The organism is Limobrevibacterium gyesilva (assembly GCF_025989185.1).
Lineage (GTDB): Bacteria > Pseudomonadota > Alphaproteobacteria > Acetobacterales > Acetobacteraceae > Limobrevibacterium > Limobrevibacterium gyesilva.
The window spans coordinates 69,339-89,686 of sequence record NZ_JAPDNT010000015.1 but is presented as its reverse complement, the minus strand read 5'-3'; the positions used below and the strand labels follow the sequence as shown (position 1 = coordinate 89,686).

At 66.8% G+C, this 20,348-nt stretch carries 16 protein-coding genes; 9 read left to right on the top strand and 7 right to left on the bottom strand.

All coding sequences use genetic code 11. The features are described 5' to 3' along the window. Window positions 1-301 precede the first annotated feature (301 nt). The 4 genes from OL599_RS16280 to OL599_RS16265 all read right to left on the bottom strand — a co-directional run bounded on the left by OL599_RS16280 (window position 302) and on the right by OL599_RS16265 (window position 4,742). Window positions 302-1,282, bottom strand: coding sequence for an NAD-dependent epimerase/dehydratase family protein (locus OL599_RS16280; RefSeq protein ID WP_264714886.1), 981 nt, complete (start codon window positions 1,280-1,282; stop codon window positions 302-304). A 551-nt stretch (window positions 1,283-1,833) separates the two neighbouring features. Next, window positions 1,834-2,619 (bottom strand): 3-hydroxybutyrate dehydrogenase, encoded by a 786-nt coding sequence (locus tag OL599_RS16275; RefSeq protein WP_264714885.1) that lies wholly within the window; start codon window positions 2,617-2,619, stop codon window positions 1,834-1,836. A 271-nt stretch (window positions 2,620-2,890) separates the two neighbouring features. After that, a complete protein-coding gene (locus OL599_RS16270; RefSeq protein ID WP_264714884.1) occupies window positions 2,891-3,451 on the bottom strand; it encodes an OmpA family protein in 561 nt (186 codons plus the stop codon). Between the two features lie 448 nt (window positions 3,452-3,899). Further along, the gene (locus OL599_RS16265; RefSeq protein WP_264714883.1) at window positions 3,900-4,742 is read right to left on the bottom strand and encodes an acetoacetate decarboxylase; all 843 of its coding nucleotides are present in this window, start codon (window positions 4,740-4,742) and stop codon (window positions 3,900-3,902) included. A gap of 65 nt (window positions 4,743-4,807) precedes the next feature. Here OL599_RS16265 and OL599_RS16260 point away from each other — a divergent pair, with 65 nt between their 5' ends. The 3 genes from OL599_RS16260 (at window position 4,808) to parE (ending at window position 9,845) form a co-directional block, all read left to right on the top strand. Beyond that, a complete protein-coding gene (locus OL599_RS16260; RefSeq protein WP_264714882.1) occupies window positions 4,808-5,965 on the top strand; it encodes a patatin-like phospholipase family protein in 1,158 nt (385 codons plus the stop codon). 185 nt (window positions 5,966-6,150) lie between these two features. After that, a complete protein-coding gene (locus OL599_RS16255) occupies window positions 6,151-7,785 on the top strand; it encodes an MFS transporter (RefSeq protein ID WP_264714881.1) in 1,635 nt (544 codons plus the stop codon). A gap of 50 nt (window positions 7,786-7,835) precedes the next feature. Next, window positions 7,836-9,845, top strand: coding sequence for a DNA topoisomerase IV subunit B (gene parE, locus OL599_RS16250; protein ID WP_264714880.1), 2,010 nt, complete (start codon window positions 7,836-7,838; stop codon window positions 9,843-9,845). Between the two features lie 211 nt (window positions 9,846-10,056). On the opposite strand, the gene OL599_RS16245 is transcribed toward parE, so the two are convergent. Both OL599_RS16245 and OL599_RS16240 read right to left on the bottom strand, forming a co-directional pair. Next, a complete protein-coding gene (locus tag OL599_RS16245; protein ID WP_264714879.1) occupies window positions 10,057-10,791 on the bottom strand; it encodes a PEP-CTERM sorting domain-containing protein in 735 nt (244 codons plus the stop codon). 282 nt (window positions 10,792-11,073) lie between these two features. After that, the gene (locus tag OL599_RS16240) at window positions 11,074-11,343 is read right to left on the bottom strand and encodes an HU family DNA-binding protein (RefSeq protein WP_264714878.1); all 270 of its coding nucleotides are present in this window, start codon (window positions 11,341-11,343) and stop codon (window positions 11,074-11,076) included. Between the two features lie 243 nt (window positions 11,344-11,586). Here OL599_RS16240 and OL599_RS16235 point away from each other — a divergent pair, with 243 nt between their 5' ends. Continuing rightward, window positions 11,587-12,501, top strand: coding sequence for an N-acetylmuramic acid 6-phosphate etherase (locus OL599_RS16235; RefSeq protein ID WP_264714876.1), 915 nt, complete (start codon window positions 11,587-11,589; stop codon window positions 12,499-12,501). Next, entirely contained in the window at window positions 12,498-13,631 is a 1,134-nt protein-coding gene (gene nagA / locus OL599_RS16230) for an N-acetylglucosamine-6-phosphate deacetylase (protein WP_264714875.1), read from the top strand. Before OL599_RS16235 ends, nagA begins: the two co-directional genes overlap by 4 nt. Before the next feature lie 61 nt (window positions 13,632-13,692). Here nagA and OL599_RS16225 read toward each other — a convergent pair whose 3' ends face one another. Next, complete coding sequence (locus tag OL599_RS16225; RefSeq protein ID WP_264714874.1) at window positions 13,693-15,126, bottom strand: NAD-dependent succinate-semialdehyde dehydrogenase; 1,434 nt, start codon at window positions 15,124-15,126, stop codon at window positions 13,693-13,695. A 183-nt stretch (window positions 15,127-15,309) separates the two neighbouring features. Here OL599_RS16225 and OL599_RS16220 point away from each other — a divergent pair, with 183 nt between their 5' ends. The 4 genes from OL599_RS16220 to OL599_RS16205 all read left to right on the top strand — a co-directional run bounded on the left by OL599_RS16220 (window position 15,310) and on the right by OL599_RS16205 (window position 20,347). Further along, window positions 15,310-16,368 carry an amino acid ABC transporter substrate-binding protein gene (locus tag OL599_RS16220; protein ID WP_264714873.1) on the top strand — a complete coding sequence of 353 codons (1,059 nt, stop codon included), beginning with the start codon at window positions 15,310-15,312 and terminating at the stop codon, window positions 16,366-16,368. Window positions 16,369-16,398: 30 nt separating this feature from the next. Then, the gene (locus OL599_RS16215; RefSeq protein WP_264714872.1) at window positions 16,399-17,502 is read left to right on the top strand and encodes an amino acid ABC transporter permease; all 1,104 of its coding nucleotides are present in this window, start codon (window positions 16,399-16,401) and stop codon (window positions 17,500-17,502) included. Window positions 17,503-17,504: 2 nt separating this feature from the next. After that, on the top strand, window positions 17,505-18,560 hold the full coding sequence (locus OL599_RS16210) for an amino acid ABC transporter permease (protein ID WP_264714870.1): 1,056 nt from the start codon (window positions 17,505-17,507) through the stop codon (window positions 18,558-18,560). 146 nt (window positions 18,561-18,706) lie between these two features. Continuing rightward, window positions 18,707-20,347, top strand: coding sequence for an ABC transporter substrate-binding protein (locus OL599_RS16205; protein WP_264714869.1), 1,641 nt, complete (start codon window positions 18,707-18,709; stop codon window positions 20,345-20,347). Window position 20,348 lies beyond the last annotated feature (1 nt).

Genomic DNA, 20,348 nt, shown 5'->3' with positions numbered 1-20,348 from the left:
CAAGCCAAGCCAGGCCATCAAACCCAACCTAACCAAATGCCCAAACCATCAATCCTCATAGGATCAACCTCAGGGCGCCGCCAACGTATCCCTTCCAATTCCAGATTCTATTGTGAAAGAACAAAACCAAGCCGATCAGAACCACACCACTTGGTATGGCTTGATCGTTCTAGCCGACTCGGGTCTCTCAGCGGAGACCGAGAGTTTTAGCGGAACCGCCCGGGCGATGCAAGCCACCGCGTCGTTCGGTGAGCGGGGATTTAGGGGAGTCGTCCGGCCCGGTCAACCCCCTTCTTTGCATTCATGTGACTTTGTCGCCCTGCCAGCCCAGGAACCAGGCCGCAAACCGAGGGATTCCAACGGATAGCGGGGTTGTCGGCGCGAATCCGGCCAGTTCCCCGATCGCGTCAACGCTGGCACAGGTCTCGGTAACGTCGGCCAAAGGCCGGGGGGCGTGGCGCAGAATGGCCCGCCGGCCCAGCGCCGATTCCAGCAACTCGATCAGCGTTGCCACCGCCTCGCTGCGGTTGTTGCCGATGTTCAGAACGCGGTGGGGAGGCCCGCCCGTCGGCGGCCGGTCCAGACACCCGACCACACCGGCCACGATGTCATCTATGTAGGTGAAGTCCCGCCGCAGCCGCCCTTCGTCATAAACGGTGATCGGCTCACCCGCCATGATCGCCCGCGCAAACGAGAAATACGCCATGTCCGGCCGCCCCCATGGCCCATAGACCGTGAAAAAGCGGAGCCCGGTCTGCGGCACCCCATACAGATGCGCATAGGAATAGCTCATCAGCTCATCCGCCCGCTTCGTCGCCGCATACAGCGACAAGGGCGTGTCCACCCGGTCCGCCTCGGCGAACGGCAATGCCCGGTTGGCCCCATACACGGACGACGAACTGGCGTACACGAAATGCCGCAGCCCCCGCAGATGCCGGGCCGTCTCGAGCATCACCAGATGCCCCATCACGTTCGAGGTCACATAGGCGTAGGGATCGACCATCGAATGCCGAACCCCCGCCTGCGCCGCCAGATGCACAATGTCCGTGATATCGGGGTTGGCTGCCACCAGCGCCTCCATTCCCACCCGATCGGACACGTCCAGCGGGTGGAAATCGAATTTTGGCCGGTCAGCCAGACGCTCCAGCCGCGCCTGTTTCAAACGAACGTCATAATAGGAATTCAGGTTGTCGATCCCGACCACCTGCTCGCCACGGGCCAGCAGCGCACCGGCGACGTGATAGCCAATGAATCCTGCAGCCCCAGTGAGCAATATAGCCACGCCGCGCTCCGTTCTTTCGTTGCGCCTCTAGACCACGCAAGCCCTGCGGTCGGCAAGCACTCCAACCGCTGCCCCATCAAGCGCCCATGGCCCTGCCCTGACCCGCCTGGTCCGTGCTAGGACCGAGGCACTAGTCTCCCCCGATGGCCGTCCCGCCACCCTTGCCGGCACGTTCCAGACCGAAATCCGCCACCGGCTGTCCGAGCGCCTTCTGACCGGACACGCAGCGGATCCCGCCTCCGCCGGGCACGAGGACGCGGCCCGCGCCGAGTTCACCCGCGCCGTCTCCACCAGCCGGTCGCGGGATGGCAAGGTGCTCCTGGTCGGCGCCGGTCCCGAGGCTGCGGGCCTGCTGGCCCACGGGCTGGCCCGCGCACCCCGGTCGTGATCATCGAAAGCGGCGGCACCGCCCGGCAGCGCGAACTGCTCGAACGCTGGACGAGCCGCTGGTGCGCGGCCCGGCACGGCCCACCGGCGGCCCGGTCCTCGCGCTGATCGACCCCCCCATCGCGCGCGGCATCGCCCGCAAGCAACGGCCCAGCCCGCCTGACCTATTGGGCCACCCAGCCGCCGTCCACGGACAGCGGAATCCCCGTGATCGTCTTCGCCCCCTCGGAGCACAGGAACACCGCGGCCGCCCCGATCTGCTCGGGCGTAGAGAACTGCCGCATCGGCTGCTTCTCGGCCAGGAATTCGGCCTTCACCGCCTCGATGTCCTTGCCTTCCTTCTGCGCGTGGTCCTCCAGCTGCTTCTGCACCAGCGGCGTCAGCACCCAGCCAGGGCAGATCGCGTTGCAGGTAACGCCCGAATTGGCCAGCTCGATGGCCGCAACCTTGGTCAACCCAAGAATGCCATGCTTGGCCGCCACATAGGCCACCTTCTGCGCGCTGGCCACCAGCCCGTGCGCCGAGGCGATGTTGATGATCCGCCCCCAGCCCTTCGCCTTCATGCCCGGGATCGCCGCCTTGGTGGCGTGGAACGCACCCGAAAGGTTGATCGCGATGATCCGGTCCCACTGCTCCGCCGGGAAATCCTCGATATTGGCGGTGAACTGGATGCCGGCGTTGTTCACCAGAATATCCAGGCCGCCCAGCTCCGTCCGCGCCTGCGCCACCATCGCCGCCACCTGGTCGGGTTTGCTGATGTCGGCCGGGGAATAGGCCACCTTCACTCCGAACTTCGCCGCCGTCCCGGCCCGCAGAGCCTCGATCTGGCCGGCATCGCCGAACCCGTTCATCAGGATGTTGGCACCCTCGGCGGCCAGCGCATGGGCGATGCCCAGGCCGATGCCGCTGGTCGATCCGGTCACGAGTGCTGCTTTTCCGTTGAGGCTCATGGCGTCGCTCCTACGTTGCGCTCCGTCCGATACTTGTGGAGAACCGCGCCATAGGGAAGGGTCGGGTCGGCAATCATGTGCCGCCTGAGCAGGTGGCACGAGCCGGTGGAGGGTTCAGGGATTACAACGCTTCCGCCGAGAGGCCTTATGGCGGCTGCACGCCTGCAGCCGGCTCCTCGTGGCTTCGACCGGCGGCAACAGGGGCGCCCGACATGACGCCAGGCGCCCCCGCGAAGACGGCAATCGCTATGCCCGGCGACAAGCCACGGGCTCAGCTACCCGTGCCGCCGGCCAGCGTCAGCTCCACGCGACGGTTCTGCGCCCGGCCCTGCGCCGTGTCGTTCGGTGCAACCGGGTCCGCTTCGCCGAACCCCCGCGCCGAGACAAGATCCGGCTTCACGCCTTGCGAGATCATGAACTGCATCACGTTTTCGGCACGCTTTTGCGACAGATCCTGGTTCGAGCTGATGCCCCGCCGCCGCAGCTCCGGACCGATCGGGGCGTTGTCGGTATAGCCGTTCACCACGATCTTGTTCTGCTGCGTCGGTGCCAGTTGCGCCGCCAACCTGGCGATGATCTGCTGCCCCTGAGCGCTCATCTCCCAGCCTCCCGACGGGAACAGCAAGTCGCTGTTGACGGTGTACTTGATCGCGCCCACCAGCCGGTTGATCTGCGCCGCCTGCGCTGTCACCTGCTGCTGCAGCTGCTGATTTTTAGCCTGGAGCGCATCGTAGTCGCTTTGGGAGACACCTTGGGAGACACCGCAGCCGGTCAAGGCCACGGCCGACATCAGCGATCCGACGACGAGGCAGCGTTTGATTGCATTGGTCACAGGCCCAGCTCCCCAGTTATGGATGATCACGATCCCAACCAAAAACGTATGCGCCCGACTTTGGCCTTGCCTCACGAGCCACGCCTCGAAGACGGCCCTGCCAAAAATCCGGGCATCTCGCCGGACTTCGTCCTCCGAACGTATTATTAAGCATACCGGCGAACGCGGGCGCAGGCGTAGATTTGAGTCAAACGAGCAAGTTTACGAAATCGAACGCCCCGATACGCTCGCGCAAGTGGCCCGATGCAACCGGCAATCAGCCCCGAACTGCTGATATTCGCGCCGTCAACGCGGCTGGATTGTGAATTTCGCGCGATACCTTAACGATTGCGTATACCTGGAACAGCGGATCGGCCTCGGGCGGCCGGCGCATCCGCGATACCGAGACGGATGCCACTGGCCGCTTCCGTGACGAGGGCCCCTCTTTCCCTGAGAATCATCGCCTTATTCATTCATTGCGCCCGGTCAGGTAATCATGAAGGACAGTGCCATAGGGCAGCGTGAGGTCGGCGATCATGTGCCGCCCGAACAGAATCTTGTGCACGGGCAGGTCCGCCACGCGGCAATTGACGTGTGGCACCAGGTGCAGCCGGGCGGGGCCATCCCAGGCTCCCTTCAACGCTACGTCCTGCATGTGAAAGCCGACAAGCTGGGCGATCTTCGGTGTGCCGTCGACATCGGGAATGAATTTCAGCACCACCACCAACCCTTGCAGGGCCGCCACAGTCTGGTCCCGGTCCGCCTCGAGGCTCCGGTACTTGTAGCCCATGGTGCCCAGCGCGACTTCTCGGTGGCCGTAATGCAGCGTGCCCGTCAGCGTATCGTGTATCACGCGCAACTCCGGGTTGCCGATCTTCTTGGGAAAGCCCCAGATCTCGCGGCCACCGGTGGTCGGCGCTTCGTCGTCGAGATACATTTGCGCGGTGTAGGTGCATTTCCGGCCGCGCCACAGCGCGTTGATCCCACACCCCGCCTCCTCGTAGCTGCCGAAGCCGGAACTGTCCGGCATCTTGATCCATTCGAAGAACACATGGTTGCCGTCCGGCTCCAGCGGCTCGGGCAGCATGGCGCGGATCGCTTCCGGGTCGCTCTCGTAGTGGATCACCAGATATTCGCGGTTGATGAAACGATACGGACCCTTCGGATAGCTGGGGCTTGCGAGCGGCATCGACGGCGCGGAAAGGATTTCATCGCGGGTCATTTCGCCTCCTGCTCCGGTGCGTGCGCCTTCATGCACGCTCGCACCGCTGCGTTCATGTGAAGAAACTGTCACGGCCCCGCCGCTCGCCAAAGCTTGACCGGCCCCGCCAGACCGACCACGTCTCGATACGCATCTCTCGCATGGGGACGATATCGATGGACGCCGGCGCCCTACCCCCCAATCGGCAACCGCGCGCACCGTGGCGCCCGGAGAATTGCGACCATGTCGCGCTCGTCCTGCAGGGCGGCGGGGCCCTGGGCGCCTACCAGGCCGGCGTCTACCAGGCGCTGCACGAAGCAGGACTCGAGCCGGACTGGGTGGCAGGCGTGTCGATCGGCGGCATCAATTCGGCCATCATCGCGGGAAACCCGCCCGAGCGGCGGCTGGAACGACTGCGCGAATTCTGGGAGATGATCACAACCCAGTCGGTCTCGCTGTTCACGCTGGACGGCGACGATGCTCGCCGGGCGCGAAATGGCTGGTCGGCGCTGCTGACCACGCTGCGCGGCCAGCCAGGGTTCTTCGACGTGAACATGCCCGGCCCCTGGCTGTCTCCCCGCGGCAGCAAGCAGGCCACCAGTTTCTACAACACCGCGCCGCTGCGCGAGACGCTGCTGCGGCTCGTGGATTTCGATCTGATCAACAGCGGCCAGACACGCTTCGCCTGCGGCGCCGTCAATGTCGCCAACGGCAATTTCTATTACTTCGACAACGCTACCAACGAGATCGTCCCCGAACACGTCATGGCCAGCGGCGCACTGCCGCCGGCGCTGCCGATGGTGCGCGTCGGCACCGATTGTTTCTGGGACGGTGGCCTCGTCTCCAACACCCCGCTGAGCCACCTCGTCGAGAACATCGGCTGCGACAACGTGCTGGTCTTCCAGGTCGATCTGTTCAGCGCCCGCGGCAGCATCCCGCGCGACATGCACGACGTGCTCGCCCGGCAGAAGGACATCCGGTATTCCAGCCGCACCCGCCTGACCACCGACATGTACATGCGCATGCACAAGATGAGGCTGCAAATACGCCAATTGCTCGCGCGGATTCCCGAGGCGGAACTGTCTGCGGACGACCGGGTCCAGAAACAGATACTGGCCGACCTGCCGGAGATCGCGATTCTCCACTTGATCTACCAGCAGGCGGACTACGAGAGTCAGGCCAAAGACTACGAGTTCAGCGCCGCATCCATGCGCGACCACTGGGACAGCGGCTATCGCGACACCAGGCGGACGCTGCGGCACAAGGACTGGCTGCGCATGCCCGCGCCCGATGAAGGCATCGTCGTGCACGACGTGCACCGGGTCGAGGACTGACCGGGCGCCCCCGCGCCCCGCGATGCTTGGCCGCAACCGCTCCTGTCCGCACCGCGCCGCCGGGCAGAGTTTTGCGCCGGCCGTGACGGGCTGCGCGGGGCATCGGCGATAGAATCAGCAATTCCGCCACATTGCTCCTGTAAGTTTGCTTCCCCTCCCCGCCAGCCACGGGCAAATATTCCAACATGCCGCTTCCCGCCTCTCTCGCGCCGCTGCGCCATCAGGTGTTCCGCATGTTGTGGAGCGCCAACGTCGTCGTTAGCCTGGGCGTCTGGCTGCAGAACACCGGCGCCGGGTGGCTGATGACCTCCCTGGCGCCGGATGCGTTCACCGTCAGCCTGGTGCAGGCGGCCACCATCCTGCCGGTGTTCCTGCTGGCGCTGCCGGCCGGCGCCCTCGCCGACATCGTCGACAAGCGCCTGTTCATCCTGGGCACACAGACATGGATGCTGGCCGCGGCCGCGCTGCTCACGGTGCTCACCTTCACCGGCCAGACCGGCATCTGGAGCCTGCTGGCGCTGACCTTTGCGATCGGCGCCGGCGCCGCGATGAACAGCCCCGCCTGGGGCAGCGTGATGGCCGAGGTGGTGCCCCGCCACGATCTCGTGCAGGCGATCGCGCTGAATGGCGTCGGCTTCAACCTGGCCCGCGCCGTCGGCCCGGCGATCGCCGGCTTCCTGCTGCTGTTCGGCGGCCCGGCGGTCACCTTCGGACTCAACGCCGTGTCTTACCTGGCGGTCATTGTGGTGCTGCTGTCATGGCGCCGCCGCGTCCGCCGCAGCGCGCTGCCGCGCGAGCAGCTGCTCAGCGCCATGCGCGTCGGGATGCGCTTCGTGCGCTACACGCCCGTCATGCGGGCGGCGATGCTGCGGTCCGCCGCGTTCTTCGGCCCCGCCGCCGCACCCTGGGCCATGCTGCCGCTGATCGTGAAGCAGCAGCTCGGCATGGGTGCCGCCACGTACGGCATGCTGCTCGGGTTGATGGGCGCCGGCGGTGTCACCGCCGGCCTGATACTGCCGCAGATCCGCCGGCACTTCGGCCGCGGGAACATCGTGTTTCTCTCAACCATCTGCTCGTGCTCGGGCATGGTGGTGGTGGCGGTGTCGACGCACTGGCTGCCCGCCGCGGTCGGCATGGTGCTGTTCGGCCTCGGCTGGGTCGCCTCCTCGGCGGTGGCCCAGGGCGCCGCCCAGCTCTCGGCTCCGGCCTGGGTGCGGTCCCGGGCCTTGGCCATCTACCAGCTCGCGTTCAACGGCGCCATGATCCTCGGCACCTTCTTCTGGGGCTGGCTCGCCACCGAGATGGGCCTCACCGTGTCCATGCTTGCGGCCGCCGGCACCGGGCTCGTGCTCTCGGTCTTCGCCCGCAGCTGGGATATCGATGCTGAGCCGCATGCCGGCGGCGTTCGCGCACCGGCCCCACCCTCCCCGGAAGCCGTCGCTCCCGAATTCGTCTCGGTGGTGCGCGATGCCCGCGGCCGCGTGCTCGAGTCCCAGCACTACCGCATCGACCCGGCCCGGCAGGAGGCCTTCCTCTCCGTCATGGCCGAGGTGCACGACGTGCGCGGCCGTGCCGGTGCCGTGGGATGGCAACTCTACCAGGACGTCGCCCACCCCGAAGCGTGGCTGGAGGTGTGGTGGGTCGAAAGTTGGACCGACCACCTGCGCGAAGCCATGCGCATGAGCGAAGACGACCGCACCACTGTGGCCAGGGCACAGGCCTTCCATGTCAGCGATCCGGTCCCGCCCTCCCGCTACCTGGCGGTCTCGCCGCAGCACCTGCCCGAGCCGAAGGCGGCCGGCCAACGCCCCGCCGCTTGAAGCGATTCGCCTCCGCCCGGTAAAGTGCGCCCCGAATACGGGAACACAGCATGAACGATCTGTTCGGGTCCTCCCCCAAGGAAGGCCCCAAGGAAGTGAAGTCGGCCGCCCGCGACGCCGACGCCTATTCCGCCAAGGACATCGAAGTCCTGGAGGGGTTGGAGCCCGTCCGGCGCCGGCCCGGCATGTATGTCGGCGGCACCGACGAGACCGCGCTGCATCACCTCGCCGCCGAGATCCTCGACAACGCCATGGACGAGGCCGTGGCCGGCCATGCCAGCTTCATCGAGGTGACCCTGGAGGTGGGCAACTTCCTGACCGTGCGCGACAACGGCCGCGGCATCCCCGTCGACCCACACCCGAAATTCAAGAATCTCAGTGCCTTGGAAGTGATCCTGACGACGCTTCACTCGGGTGGAAAGTTCGGCGGCAAGGTCTACGATACCTCGGGTGGCCTGCACGGCGTCGGCAGCTCGGTCGTCAACGCCCTCTCGGAAGCGCTAGAGGTGGAGGTCGCCCGTGACCGCACGCTGTGGCGCCAGAGCTATGTCCGCGGCAAGCCCACCGGCGGCCTGGCCAATGCCGGCCCGACGCAGAACCGGCGCGGCACGACCATCCGCTTCAAGCCGGACCCCCAGATCTTCGGCGGGCTGCAGTTCATCCCGGCCCGGCTGTACCGGCTGTGCCGCTCGAAGGCCTATCTGTTCCGCGGTGTCCAGATCCGCTGGGCCAGCGACCCCGCCCTGCTCAAGGGCCCGAAGGATGAGACGCCCGCCGAGGCGGTGCTGCATTTCCCCGGCGGCCTGCGCGACAGCCTGGAAGAAGACATCAACGGAGCGCCCCGCGTCGTTCCCGTCTGGTCCGGCGATGCCGACCTGCCCTCGGGCCCCAACGGGCATCGCACCGGCCGGGTCGAATGGGCCGTGGTCTGGCTCGAACAGGGCGAGGGCCTCCTCGACTCCTATTGCAACACCGTGCCCACGGTGCAGGGCGGCACCCACGAGACCGGCTTCCGCAACGCCCTGCTGAAGGGCCTGCGCGCCTGGGGCGAGCAGCGCGGCAACCGCCGTGCGGCCCAGATCGTCGCCGACGACCTGCTGGGTGGCATGGCTGCGAAGCTGTCTGCCTTCATCCGCGAGCCGCAGTTCCAGGGGCAGACCAAGGAAAAGTTGACCAGCCCCGAGGCCACCCGCCTCGTGGAAACCGCCCTGCGCGACCGCTTCGACCATTTCCTCGCCGGCGACCCCACCCAGGCCGACAACCTCCTGGCCTTCGTCATCGAGCGCGCCGAAGACCGCCTGCGCCGGCGCGAACTGAAGGACACGCCGCGCAAATCGGCCACCAGGCGGCTGCGGCTGCCTGGCAAACTCGCGGACTGCACCGTCGAGGACGCGGGACGAACCGAACTGTTCCTGGTCGAGGGCGACAGTGCCGGCGGGTCGGCCAAGCAGGCCCGCGACCGCGCCACTCAGGCCGTGCTGCCGTTGCGTGGCAAGATCCTGAACGTCGCCAGCGCGTCGACCGAGAAGCTGCGGCAGAACCAGGAGCTGAAGGACCTGATCGAGGCGCTGGGCTGCGGCGTCGGCGACCGCTTCGACCGCAGCCGCCTGCGCTACGGCCGCGTCATCATCATGACGGATGCCGATGTAGACGGCGCCCATATCGCCTCGCTGCTGATGACCTTCTTCTATCGCGAGCTGCCCGAGCTGGTCCGCCACGGCCATCTCTATCTGGCGCAGCCGCCGCTTTATCGCCTGACCCAGGGCGCGAAATCGATCTACGCCATGAACGACGCCGACCGCGAGCGGAAGGTGAAACTGTTCAAGGCCGGCGCGAAGCTCGAGATCAGCCGCTTCAAGGGCCTGGGCGAGATGCCCCCCTCTGCCCTGAAGGAAACCACGATGGACCCGTCACGGCGCACGTTGCTGAAAGTGGTGGCGCTGGCCGAGGAGCGGGCACGCACCAACGACCTGGTGGAGAACCTCATGGGCCGTCGCGCGGAATTGCGCTTCCAGTTCATCCAGGAGCACGCGCGCACGGTATCCGAAGTCGACATCTGATTGCGGCGACGGCTGCTCCCAGTGATTCGTACAGGGGGTGTTCTTTATGCCCCCGGCAAGACAGGCAGTGCGGCGCGCTTTTCGCTGATCGCCGCCGGCACGGCCTTGTTCGCCTTGAAGGCCGCTCGGGGCCGCCAGCATGCGGCCGGCGCAAAAAGCAAAGGCGGCTCCGGAGGAGCCGCCCTGCAAGACTTACGCCCGGATCAGGCAATCAGCTGAGCTTGCGGCGCCGCACCAGGCCCAAGCCAACCAGACCGACCCCCAGGAGCGCCATCGTGGCAGGCTCCGGCACGCGCGCCTCGACGAAATCGGCAATGGCGATGCCGCCGACCTGTGTTCCGTTGACGCTGCCGCAGTTTGCGACGCATGTCTCGGTCAGGGTGATCATCGGCGGCTCGCCATTCAGAGGTCCGCCGTAGTAGCCGAAGAACATGGCCGGGCCGCCCGACTCGGGATAGGTGCCGATGCCGTTGATGTTGCTATACGTGAGAGTGCCGCCATCGGTGGTCGTGACGGTGATGTTGAACGTGCCGGTGATGGTCGGCATGAAATAGAAGCCGAACGCGACGTCTGCGTTGGTTCCGTTCCATGTCAACGACAGGCTCGCACCGTTCACAGTCCTGAACAGCTTCGCAGGCGTGCTGAGTGAAGCGGACCAGGTCTGGGCAGTCGGCGTCGTGACCAGAATGTTCCCGGACGACCCCTTGACCGTCAGCGGTCCGCCCTGCAGGCCGAGCGTCACGCTCGCTCCCGTTGCGCCGGTGATCGTCGAATTCTCGATGTAGCCGCCGCCGCCAACCGCGGCCGTCCAGTCACTGAACGAATTCGTCACCGTCACCGCAGCGTGCGCCGGTGCTGAATAGAAGCCCGCGATGGACACCGCCGCCGCCGCAAGAAGCCCAGCCAAATGACGAGCAGCACCCATCTTCACCTCCACCTCAATCATCGTCGTTAGAGTCCCACTCACGCCAAGACAGCGGGACGGCGTTCACGAATGAGTAAGCAACAGGCATGCCAAGCATATTTTCTTTTTTGAATCAGCTAGTTGTGATTTTCGCAAAATGCGAATGTAAAATTTCCCGACGGAACAGCCTGAAATGACTGGCAGTTCCAACGACGCCCGCCCCGCAGCCGACGGGCGCCATGACATGAAAAGGGCACGGGCCGCGGCACCGCCGTGCCGCCCGCCCGCGCCCTTTCTGGCGTCCGTCTGCTGGCGAGCGTCGGGTCAGACGGCCTTCTTCAGCGTCGGCGAGGCCTTGAAGCGAACGGTCTTGCCAGCCTTCACCTTGATCGGCTCGCCAGTGCGGGGGTTGAGGCCCTTGCGCGCCTTCGTCTTGCGAACACTGAACGTGCCGAAGCTCGGCAGCGTGAACTTGCCGGTCTTCTTCAGTTCCTTGACGATGGCCGTGATCAGGTCTGTGGCCGCACGGTTGGCCGCCGTGCCAGTCAGCGACGCGGAGTCCTGGATGACTTGCGAAATGAACGCTTTCGACATGCGAATCTGTGTCCTTTCCTGTCTACTTCCGCCAGATATCCCGGCCGCGAATCGGCGCAGGCGTATGAGTGGTTCGAAAGACGCCGCCTCCTAACAGCGCTTTTCGGCCCACGCAAAAGATTTCTGCGCCCCCGCTGCATCCGTTCGAACAATTTGATGCAACGCAGCACAGCACGCACCGCATGCCGCTTGATCCAGACGCCACCGCGCTGTTGAGTGCCGCCAGAAAATTGAGCCAGGAACATGGTTGAAACGAACGCAGGTGCAACCCTCCCCGCCACCGAATCGATCAGCAGTCGATTCCGCGATCTCGATACGTGGGATCCCGCCACCATCCTTGAGGTGCTGTGGGAAGGCCAGCTTGCTGCCGTGGCCGCCGTGCGCTCCGCACTGCCCGCCATCGCGCAGGCCGCCGAAGCATCGTGGCCGCGCCTGCGCCAGGGCGGCAGGCTGGTTTATGCCGGGGCAGGAACATCCGGGCGCATCGGGGTGCAGGACGGCGCCGAGCTGCCGCCCACCTTCGACTGGCCGCAGCAACGACTCGTCCTGCTCATGGCCGGCGGCGAGCCGGCCTTCACCCGCGCCATCGAGAACGCCGAGGACGACCGCGACGCCGCCATCGCCGCCATTGCCCATCACGCCATCGGCCCCGACGACGTCGTGCTCGGCACCGCCGCCAGCGGCAACACCGCTTTCACCACCACCGCAATCGCCGAATCCGCGCGCCGCGGCGCGCTCACCATCGGCATCGCCAACAGCCCCGGCGGCACCCTTCTGCAAGCTGCCGCGCATCCGATTCTCGTGGAGACCGGGGCCGAGGCCATTGCCGGCTCGACCCGCATGAAGGCCGGCACCGCCCAGAAGATCGTGCTGAACCTGTTCTCCACGCTGGTGATGGTCCGCCTGGGCCGGGTGCACCAGGGGCTGATGGTGGACATGCAAGCGCGCAACGAGAAACTTCGCCGCCGCGCTCAGCGCATGCTGCACCACCTCACCGGCCGCGACGATGCCGCGATCCGCACCGCGCTGGACGCGGCCGGTGGGCGGGTGAAGACCGCCGTGCTGATTCTCGAGGGCCTGGATCGAACCGAGGCCGAGTCGTTACTTGAGCGCTCCGGCGGCGTCCTGCGCACGGCGCTCGCGGACCTGCGGCGATGATCGCCCTGCTGGCGGCACGCCTGTTCGACGGCGAGGCATTCGCGCACGACCAGGCCGTCCTGCTCGACGGCCCGACGATCGCGGGCGTTGCCCCTGCCGTCGCCATCCCACTTGGCACGCCGGTCATCCGCCTGCCCGACCACACGACCCTTGCCCCGGGCTTCATCGACCTTCAGGTGAACGGCGGCGGCGGCGTCATGTTCAACGACGCCGCCACACCCGATTGCCTGAGCCGAATCGCCGCCGCGCATGGCCGCGCCGGCACCACAACGATCCTGCCCACATTGATCAGCGGCACGCGGCCGCAACTCCGCCTGGCCGTTGACGCCGCCCGTGCCGCGCTGGCCGCCGGGATGCCGGGCATCGCCGGCCTGCATCTGGAAGGCCCGTTCATCGCGCCAACGCGCCGCGGCATCCACCCGGCCGCCAACGTCACCGTGCCAGACGACGCCGACATCGCCTTGCTGTGCGCGCCCTTCCCCGGCCACCTGAAAGTGACGCTTGCGCCCGAAACCGTGGCGCCAGCGCAGATCACCCGCCTCTGCGGCGCCGGCGTCACCGTTTTCGCCGGCCATACCGACGCCACCTACGAACAGGTCCGCGCCGGCCTCGATGCCGGGGTCACCGGCTTCACGCATCTGTTCAACGCGATGTCGCAGTTTGCCTCACGCAACCCGGGTGCGGTCGGCGCGGCGCTCGACAGCGCACAATCCCACGCCGGCATCATCGTGGACGGCCACCACGTCCACCCCGCCAGCGTCCGCATCGCCTTCGCCGCCAAGGGCGCCGGGCGTCTGTTTCTGGTTTCCGACGCAATGGCCACTGCTGCATCCGACTGCCGCGGCTTCGTGCTGAACGGCGAGCCGATCCATCTTGCGGACGGCCGCCTCACCAACGCCGCCGGCACGCTCGCCGGCGCCCATCTGACCATGGCCGACGCCGTCCGCAACGCGGTACGCCTGGTCGGAATCCCACTGGAAAGCGCGTTGCGCATGGCCACCGCCACGCCGGCCGGCATCATCCGCCGCCCCGATCTTGGGCGCATCTCGGCCGGCTGCACCGCCGACCTGGTCGCCCTGGACGCCGCTCTGCACGTCATCGGCGTCTGGCAGAAGGGCACGAAGCTGTAGCGCGGGACTTCGGCCGCCAAAGTCTGGGCGGGAACCGGCGAACCGGTCCCCGCCCTACGTCCTACAGACCCGCCTGGGTCACGAACTTCGTGTTCAGATAGGCCTCGATGGCCTCCAGCCCGCCCTCGGAGCCATAGCCCGAATCCTTGATGCCGCCGAACGGCACCTCGGGCAGCGCCAGCCCGTGATGGTTGATCGACATCATCCCGGACTCCACCGCCGCCGCGATCGTGCTCGCCGTCTTGGCCGAGCGCGTATAGGCGTAGGACGCGAGCCCGTAGGGCAGCCGGTTCGCCTCTTCCACCGCCTCGTCGAAGGTCGAGAACGGCACCATCAGCGCCAGCGGACCGAACGGCTCCTCGTTCATGACCCGCATGTCGCGGTTGAGATTGGTCAGCACCGTCGGCTCGAAGAAATTGCCCTTGTTGCCGATGCGCTTGCCGCCGGTCTTCACCACCGCGCCTTTCTGCACGGCGTCGCCGATATAGGTTTCCATCGCCGCCACCCGGCGCGGGTTGGCCATCGGCCCCATGGTCGTGCCGGGCTCCAGACCGTCGCCCACCTTCACCTTCTCGGCAAAGCCCACGAACTTCTCGACGAAGCTGTCGTACACCTTCTCCTGCACCAGGAACCGCGTGGGCGACACGCAGACCTGCCCGGCGTTGCGGAACTTGCTGGCCGCCAGGATCTTGCTCGCCACGTCGATATCCGCGTCGTCGAACACGATCGCGGGGGCGTGTCCGCCGAGTTCCATGGTCACGCGCTTCATGTGCAACCCGGCCAGCGCCGCCAGTTGCTTGCCCACAGGGGTCGAGCCGGTGAAGCTGATCTTGCGGATGACCGGATGCGGGATCAGGTATTCCGAGATCTCGCTGGGAATGCCGTAAACCAGCTGCACCACGCCCGCAGGCACGCCGGCGTCGGCGAAGGCGCGCACCAGCTCGGCACAGCTCGCCGGGGTCTCCTCCGGCCCTTTCAGGATCACGGAGCAGCCCGCCGCCAGCGCGGCCGAAATCTTGCGCACCGCCTGGTTGATCGGGAAGTTCCACGGCGTGAACGCGGCCACGGGGCCCACCGGCTCCTTGATCACCAGCTGATAGACGCCGTCGGCGCGGGCGGGGATCACCCGGCCATAGGCGCGCTTGCTTTCCTCGGCGAACCACTCGATCACATCCGCGGCAGCACCCGCCTCGCCCTTGGCTTCGGCCAGCGGCTTGCCCTGCTCCATGGTCAGCAGCCGGGCAATGGCATCCACCCGCTCGCGCAACAGTGCCGCCGCCTTGCGCATGATCTTCGAGCGCTCATAGGCTGAAACCTTGCGCCAGACGTGGAATCCCTTCTCGGCGGCTTCCAGCGCACGGTCCAGGTCGGCGCGTCCGGCATGAGCCAGCGTGCCGAGCGCGTCGCCGGTCGCGGGGTTCAGCACGGTCAGCGTCTTGCCGGCGGCGCTCGGCGTCCAGGCGCCGTCAATGAACAACGAAACCTCGGGGTACATGAATTCTACCTCTTGCGTATGATCGGCCTTGGGTGCTGGCGCACCTCTGAGCCCCCATCATGCGTCAGCGGGCGCCTGCGGTCGAGATGCCCGCACGGGCACCGAGCATCCTGTTGCAACCCGGGCACGAATGCGTCAGCCTCACCGTGGGAGACTGAACCACATAAGAGGGGAGAGTTCACGATGACGGTACCAGCATTGCTGCTGCGCGCCGGGCGGCTGGCCTTGACTGTCGGCGTGGCGATCGTGACGACAGCGGCGATCGCCCATGCCCAGCTCGCACCCCCGCCCGGCCCGACCGCGGAGAACATCAAGAAACGCGGCGCCCTCGCCTGCGGGGTGGACACCGGCGTCCCCGGCTTCGCCGCCCAGGACAACACCGGCAAATGGAAGGGCCTGGACATCGACTATTGTCGCGCCATCGCCGCCGCCGTGCTCGGCGATCCCGACAAGGTGCGCTACACGCCCACCACCGCCGCGGCCCGCTTCACCGTGCTGCAGGCCGGCGAGATCGACGTGCTGATCCGCGACAGCACGCTGACCTTCACCCGCAGCAACCAGCTCGGCCTCGACGAGGTCGCGGTCAACTTCTACGCCGGCCAGGGCTTCCTCGTGCGCAAGTCGATCGGCGTGCAGAAAGCCGCCGAGCTGCAGGGCGCCACCATCTGCATGATCACCGGCGCCACGCTGGAGCTCAACATCGCCGACTTCGCCCGCTCCACCGGCGCCAAGATCGGCAGCCTGCTGTTCGAGAAGCCCGAGGAAGCGATCGCGGCCATGGAAGCCGGCCGCTGCGACGGCTATTCCGACGACAGCGGCAGCCTCGCCGGCATGCGCTCCACCCTCAAGAACCCGTCCGAGTGGATCATCATGCCCGAGCTGATCAGCAAGGAGCCGCTCGGCATACACGCCCGCTCCGGCGATCCGCGCTGGCAGAAAATCCTGTTCTGGCTCGACACCGCGCTCAAGACCGCCGAGGAATTCGGCATCACCCAGGCCAATGCCGACGAACTGAGGAAGACCTCCAAGAATCCCTTCATCCTGCGCCTGCTGGGCGCCGAGGGAGACACCGGCAAGCAACTCGGCCTCGACAGCGACTGGGCCTTCCGCGCGATCAAGGCCACGGGCAACTACGGCGAGATCTACGACCGGCATTTCGGCCCGAACGCCCTCAACCTGCCGCGCGGGCTGAACAACCTCTACAACAACGGCGGCATGCACTACACGCTGCCGTTCCGGTGATCCTCGGACGCTGACGGCAAGGCCGGCGCCTTGACCACCAAGCAGAAGGCGCTGGCCTGGCAGGCGCTGGCCGTGATCGCGGCCGGCGCCGTGGTGCTCTGGTTCGCCCACAACGTCGTCGACAACCTGGCGCAACGCAGCATCACCTTCGGCTTCGGCTTCCTGTTCACCCGGGCCGGATTCGACATCCCGTTCCATCTCGTCGCCTGGGACGAGAGCTTCACCTACGGCCACGCCCTCTATGTCGCCGGGGTGAACACGCTGTTCGCCGCTGCCCTCATCATCATCCTCGCCTCGGCCCTCGGTCTCGCGCTGGCGCTGATGCGCCTGTCCGGCAATCCACTGGCGGTCGGCACGGCGCGAGTGCTGATCGAGGTGATCCGCAACACCCCGCAGCTGACGCAGATCGTCTTCTTCTATCTGGCGGTGCTGCAGGTGCTGCCGCCGATGCGCCAGAGCATCCATGTCGGCGCCTCGATCTTCCTCAACGTGCGCGGGCTCTACGTCCCCGCGCCGTCCGGCACCGGCTGGGACTGGATCGTCGCCGGCACGATTGTCATCGTCATGATCGCCGCCGTGTCATGGCGACGCCTGGGCGTGCAGGTGCCTCGCCTCATCGTGCTGCCGCCCGTGTTGCTGCTCGGCCTCGTGCTGGCGGGCTTCACGGCGCAGTGGGACCCGCCGGCGCTGAAGGGCTTCAACTTCGTGGGCGGCGTTCGCCTGCCGCCGGAGCTCGTCGCGCTCACCCTCGGCATCACCGTGTACACCAGCGCCTTCATCGCCGAGATCGTGCGCGCCGCCATCATGGGCGTCCACAGGGGCCAGGCGGAGGCCGCGCGCTCGCTCGGCCTCAGCGCCGCGCAGACGATGTTCGTGGTGATCCTGCCGCAGGCGCTGCGCATCCTCATCCCGCCGCTCACCAGCCAGTACCTGAACATCATCAAGTCCACGACGCTCGGCGCCGCCATCGCCTATCCGGAAATCCTGCAGGTATACGCACGCACCGTGCTGAATCAGTCCGGCCGCGCGATCGAGGTGATGACGCTCGTCCTCGGCGTGTTCCTGGCGATCAACCTGCTCGCCTCGGCGGCGATGAACGCCTGGAACCGCCACCTTACGCTGCAGGGCCGTTAGCGATGCGTCATCCCCTGGTCCGCGCCCTGTTCGGCACCAAGCTGAATGCCGCCATCACCCTGTTGATGCTGGCCGCCTTCGCGCTCGTGCTGCCGCCGCTGTTTCGCTGGGCGATCGGCACCGCGGTCTGGAACGCCCCCAACAGGGCCGGCTGCGAGGCCGCCGATACCGGCGCGTGCTGGGCGTTCATCAGGGCGCGGCTCGCGCTGTTCTTCTACGGCATCTATCCAGTGGACCAGCGCTGGCGGGTGGATGCCGGCCTTGTGGTCCTCGTCGTCATCGGTACCGGCGCATTGTTCGCCCGCCGCCATCGCGGCCTGTGGTTGCTGGCACTGGCCGTGCTGATCCCGGTCATCGACGGCATCCTGCTGGTCGGCGGCATCTTCGGGCTCGAACTGGTGCCGACCGGGCAGTGGGGCGGGCTGATGCTGAACGTCGTCATCTCCTTCGTCGCCCTCGGCGGCAGCATTCCCCTCGGCATCGCACTGGCGTTCGGCCGCCGCTCGAAATATCCGGTCATCCGCTACGGCAGCATCGCCATGATCGAGTTCTGGCGCGGCGTGCCGTTGCTGGCCGTGCTGTTCATGGGGCTGATCCTGCTGCCGCTGTTCCTGCCCAACGGCGTCAACATCGACAATCTGGTGCGCGCCCTGGTCGTACTCACTCTGTTCACCAGCGCCTACATGGCGGAGATCGTGCGTGGCGGGCTGCAGGGCGTGCAGTCCGGCCAGCCCGAGGCGGCGCTGGCGCTGGGCATGCATACGGCCCAGGTGCAGCTTCTGGTGGTCCTGCCCCAGGCCTTGCGCCTGTCCATCCCCGGCTTCATCAACATCGCCGTCGACCTGTTCAAGGACACCACGCTGGTCTCCATCGTCGGCCTGTTCGATCTCATGGGCGTGGTGAACCAGTCGCTGAAGGACACGGCCTGGACCGGCCTGGCGGCCGAGGGCTACACCTTCGCCGCCCTGGTGTTCTTCTTCGCCTGCCTGATCATCTCGCTCGGCGGCTCGGTGCTGGAGCGGCACTTCGCGATCGCCCCGGGCTCCACGAAACACTGACCGCCCGCCTCGATCCGCGCGCCGCCGCCACTGTCATGCGGCCGCAACGCAACCTTCATCGGCACGTCTTGGCCGCATGCTAACCCCCCGCGCATCGGCGCGCACCCATGCCGGGTGCGGCGCAAAGCCATCCGGGGAACAGAGGCATGACAACGATCCGCCGCCGCGACGCGCTGAAGCTCGCCGGCGCAACCGCCGCCATGGGCGGCGTGCTGCCCCGCTTCGCCATCGCGCAGGCGGACAACCGGCCGACCATCACCGTCACCGTGCAGAAGATCAGCAACAGCAACACGCTGGACTGCCTGCGCGAACAGTCGAATGTCGGCACGCGCATGGCGACGATGTATACCGAGCGCCTGATCGACCTGAACTACCAGGGGCGGCTTGAATCCGTGCCCGGCCTCGCCACCGAATGGCGCCGCATCGACGACAAGACGGTCGAGCTGAAGCTGCGCCCGGGCGTGAAGATGCACAACGGCGACGAATTCACCGCCGAGGATGTGGCCGCAAGCTTCAGCCCGCAGCGCATGTTCGGCGAGACCCGCCCGACCGTGCAGGGCAAGACGCTGCCGCTGAGCGGCCAGATCGTCACCATGTCCTCCACCAAGGAACTGCCGCGCGAAATTCCGCCGGTCGCTCGCCGCCTGTGGCCAGGGTTCGACCGCATCGACATCGTCGACAAATATACGGTCCGCGTCGTCAACGGCACGCCGGACGTGACCATCGAAGGCCGCCTCTCCGCCCGGGGCAGCGACATGGTCAGCGGCCGCGCGTTCAGCGAAGCGAACTCCTGGCTCGAATACGCCCGCAAGCCCGTGGGCACGGGTCCCTACCGCATCCGCGAATTCAAGCCCGATACCTATCTGGTCATGGACGCGCATGACGAGTACTGGGGCGGCCGTCCGCCCATCAAGACCCTGCGCCTGGTCGAGGTGCCCGAGGTTTCCAGCCGCGTGAACGGCCTGCTGTCCGGCGAATACCAGTTCGCCTGCGACATGCCGCCGGACCAGATCGTGGACATCGAAAGGCACCCCGGCTTCGAAGTGCAGGGCGGCACCATCCCGAACCACCGCATCACCGCGTTCGACAGGAACCATGCGCCGTTGCGCGACCCGCGCATGCGCCAGGCGATGACCCACGCCATCGACCGCAAGGCCATCGTGGACAGCCTCTGGGCCGGCCGCACCCGCGTCCCCAACGGGCTGCAGTGGGAATTCTATGCCGACATGTTCGTCGCCGACTGGCGCGTGCCGGAATTCGACCTCGACAAGGCGCGCGCGCTGGTGAAGGCCGCCGGCTACAAGGGCGACCCCATCACCTATCGCCTGCTCAGCAACTACTACACCAACCAGGTCGCCACCGCGCAGGTGATGGTCGAGATGTGGCGCGCTGCGGGCCTGAACGTGCAGATCGAAATGAAGGAGAACTGGACGCAGGTCTTCGAACGTGGGCCCGGCCGCGGCATTCGCGACTGGTCGAACAGCGCCGTGTTCAACGATCCCGTCTCCTCCATCGTCAGCCAGCACGGCCCGAACGGGGAGCAGCAGCAATATGGCGAGTGGACCAACGAGGAGATGAACCGCCTGTCGCTGGAGCTGGAGACCAGCACGGACCGGCCACGCCGCCGCGCCATGTTCGCGCGCATGCTGCAGATCTGCGAACGCGAGGACCCTGCCTACTCGGTGCTCCACCAGACCGCGACCTTCATCGCCAAGCGCAAGGACATCCGCTGGCAGGCCGCTCCGTCCTTCGCCATGGATTTCCGGGCGCATAACTGGGGCGCCTGAC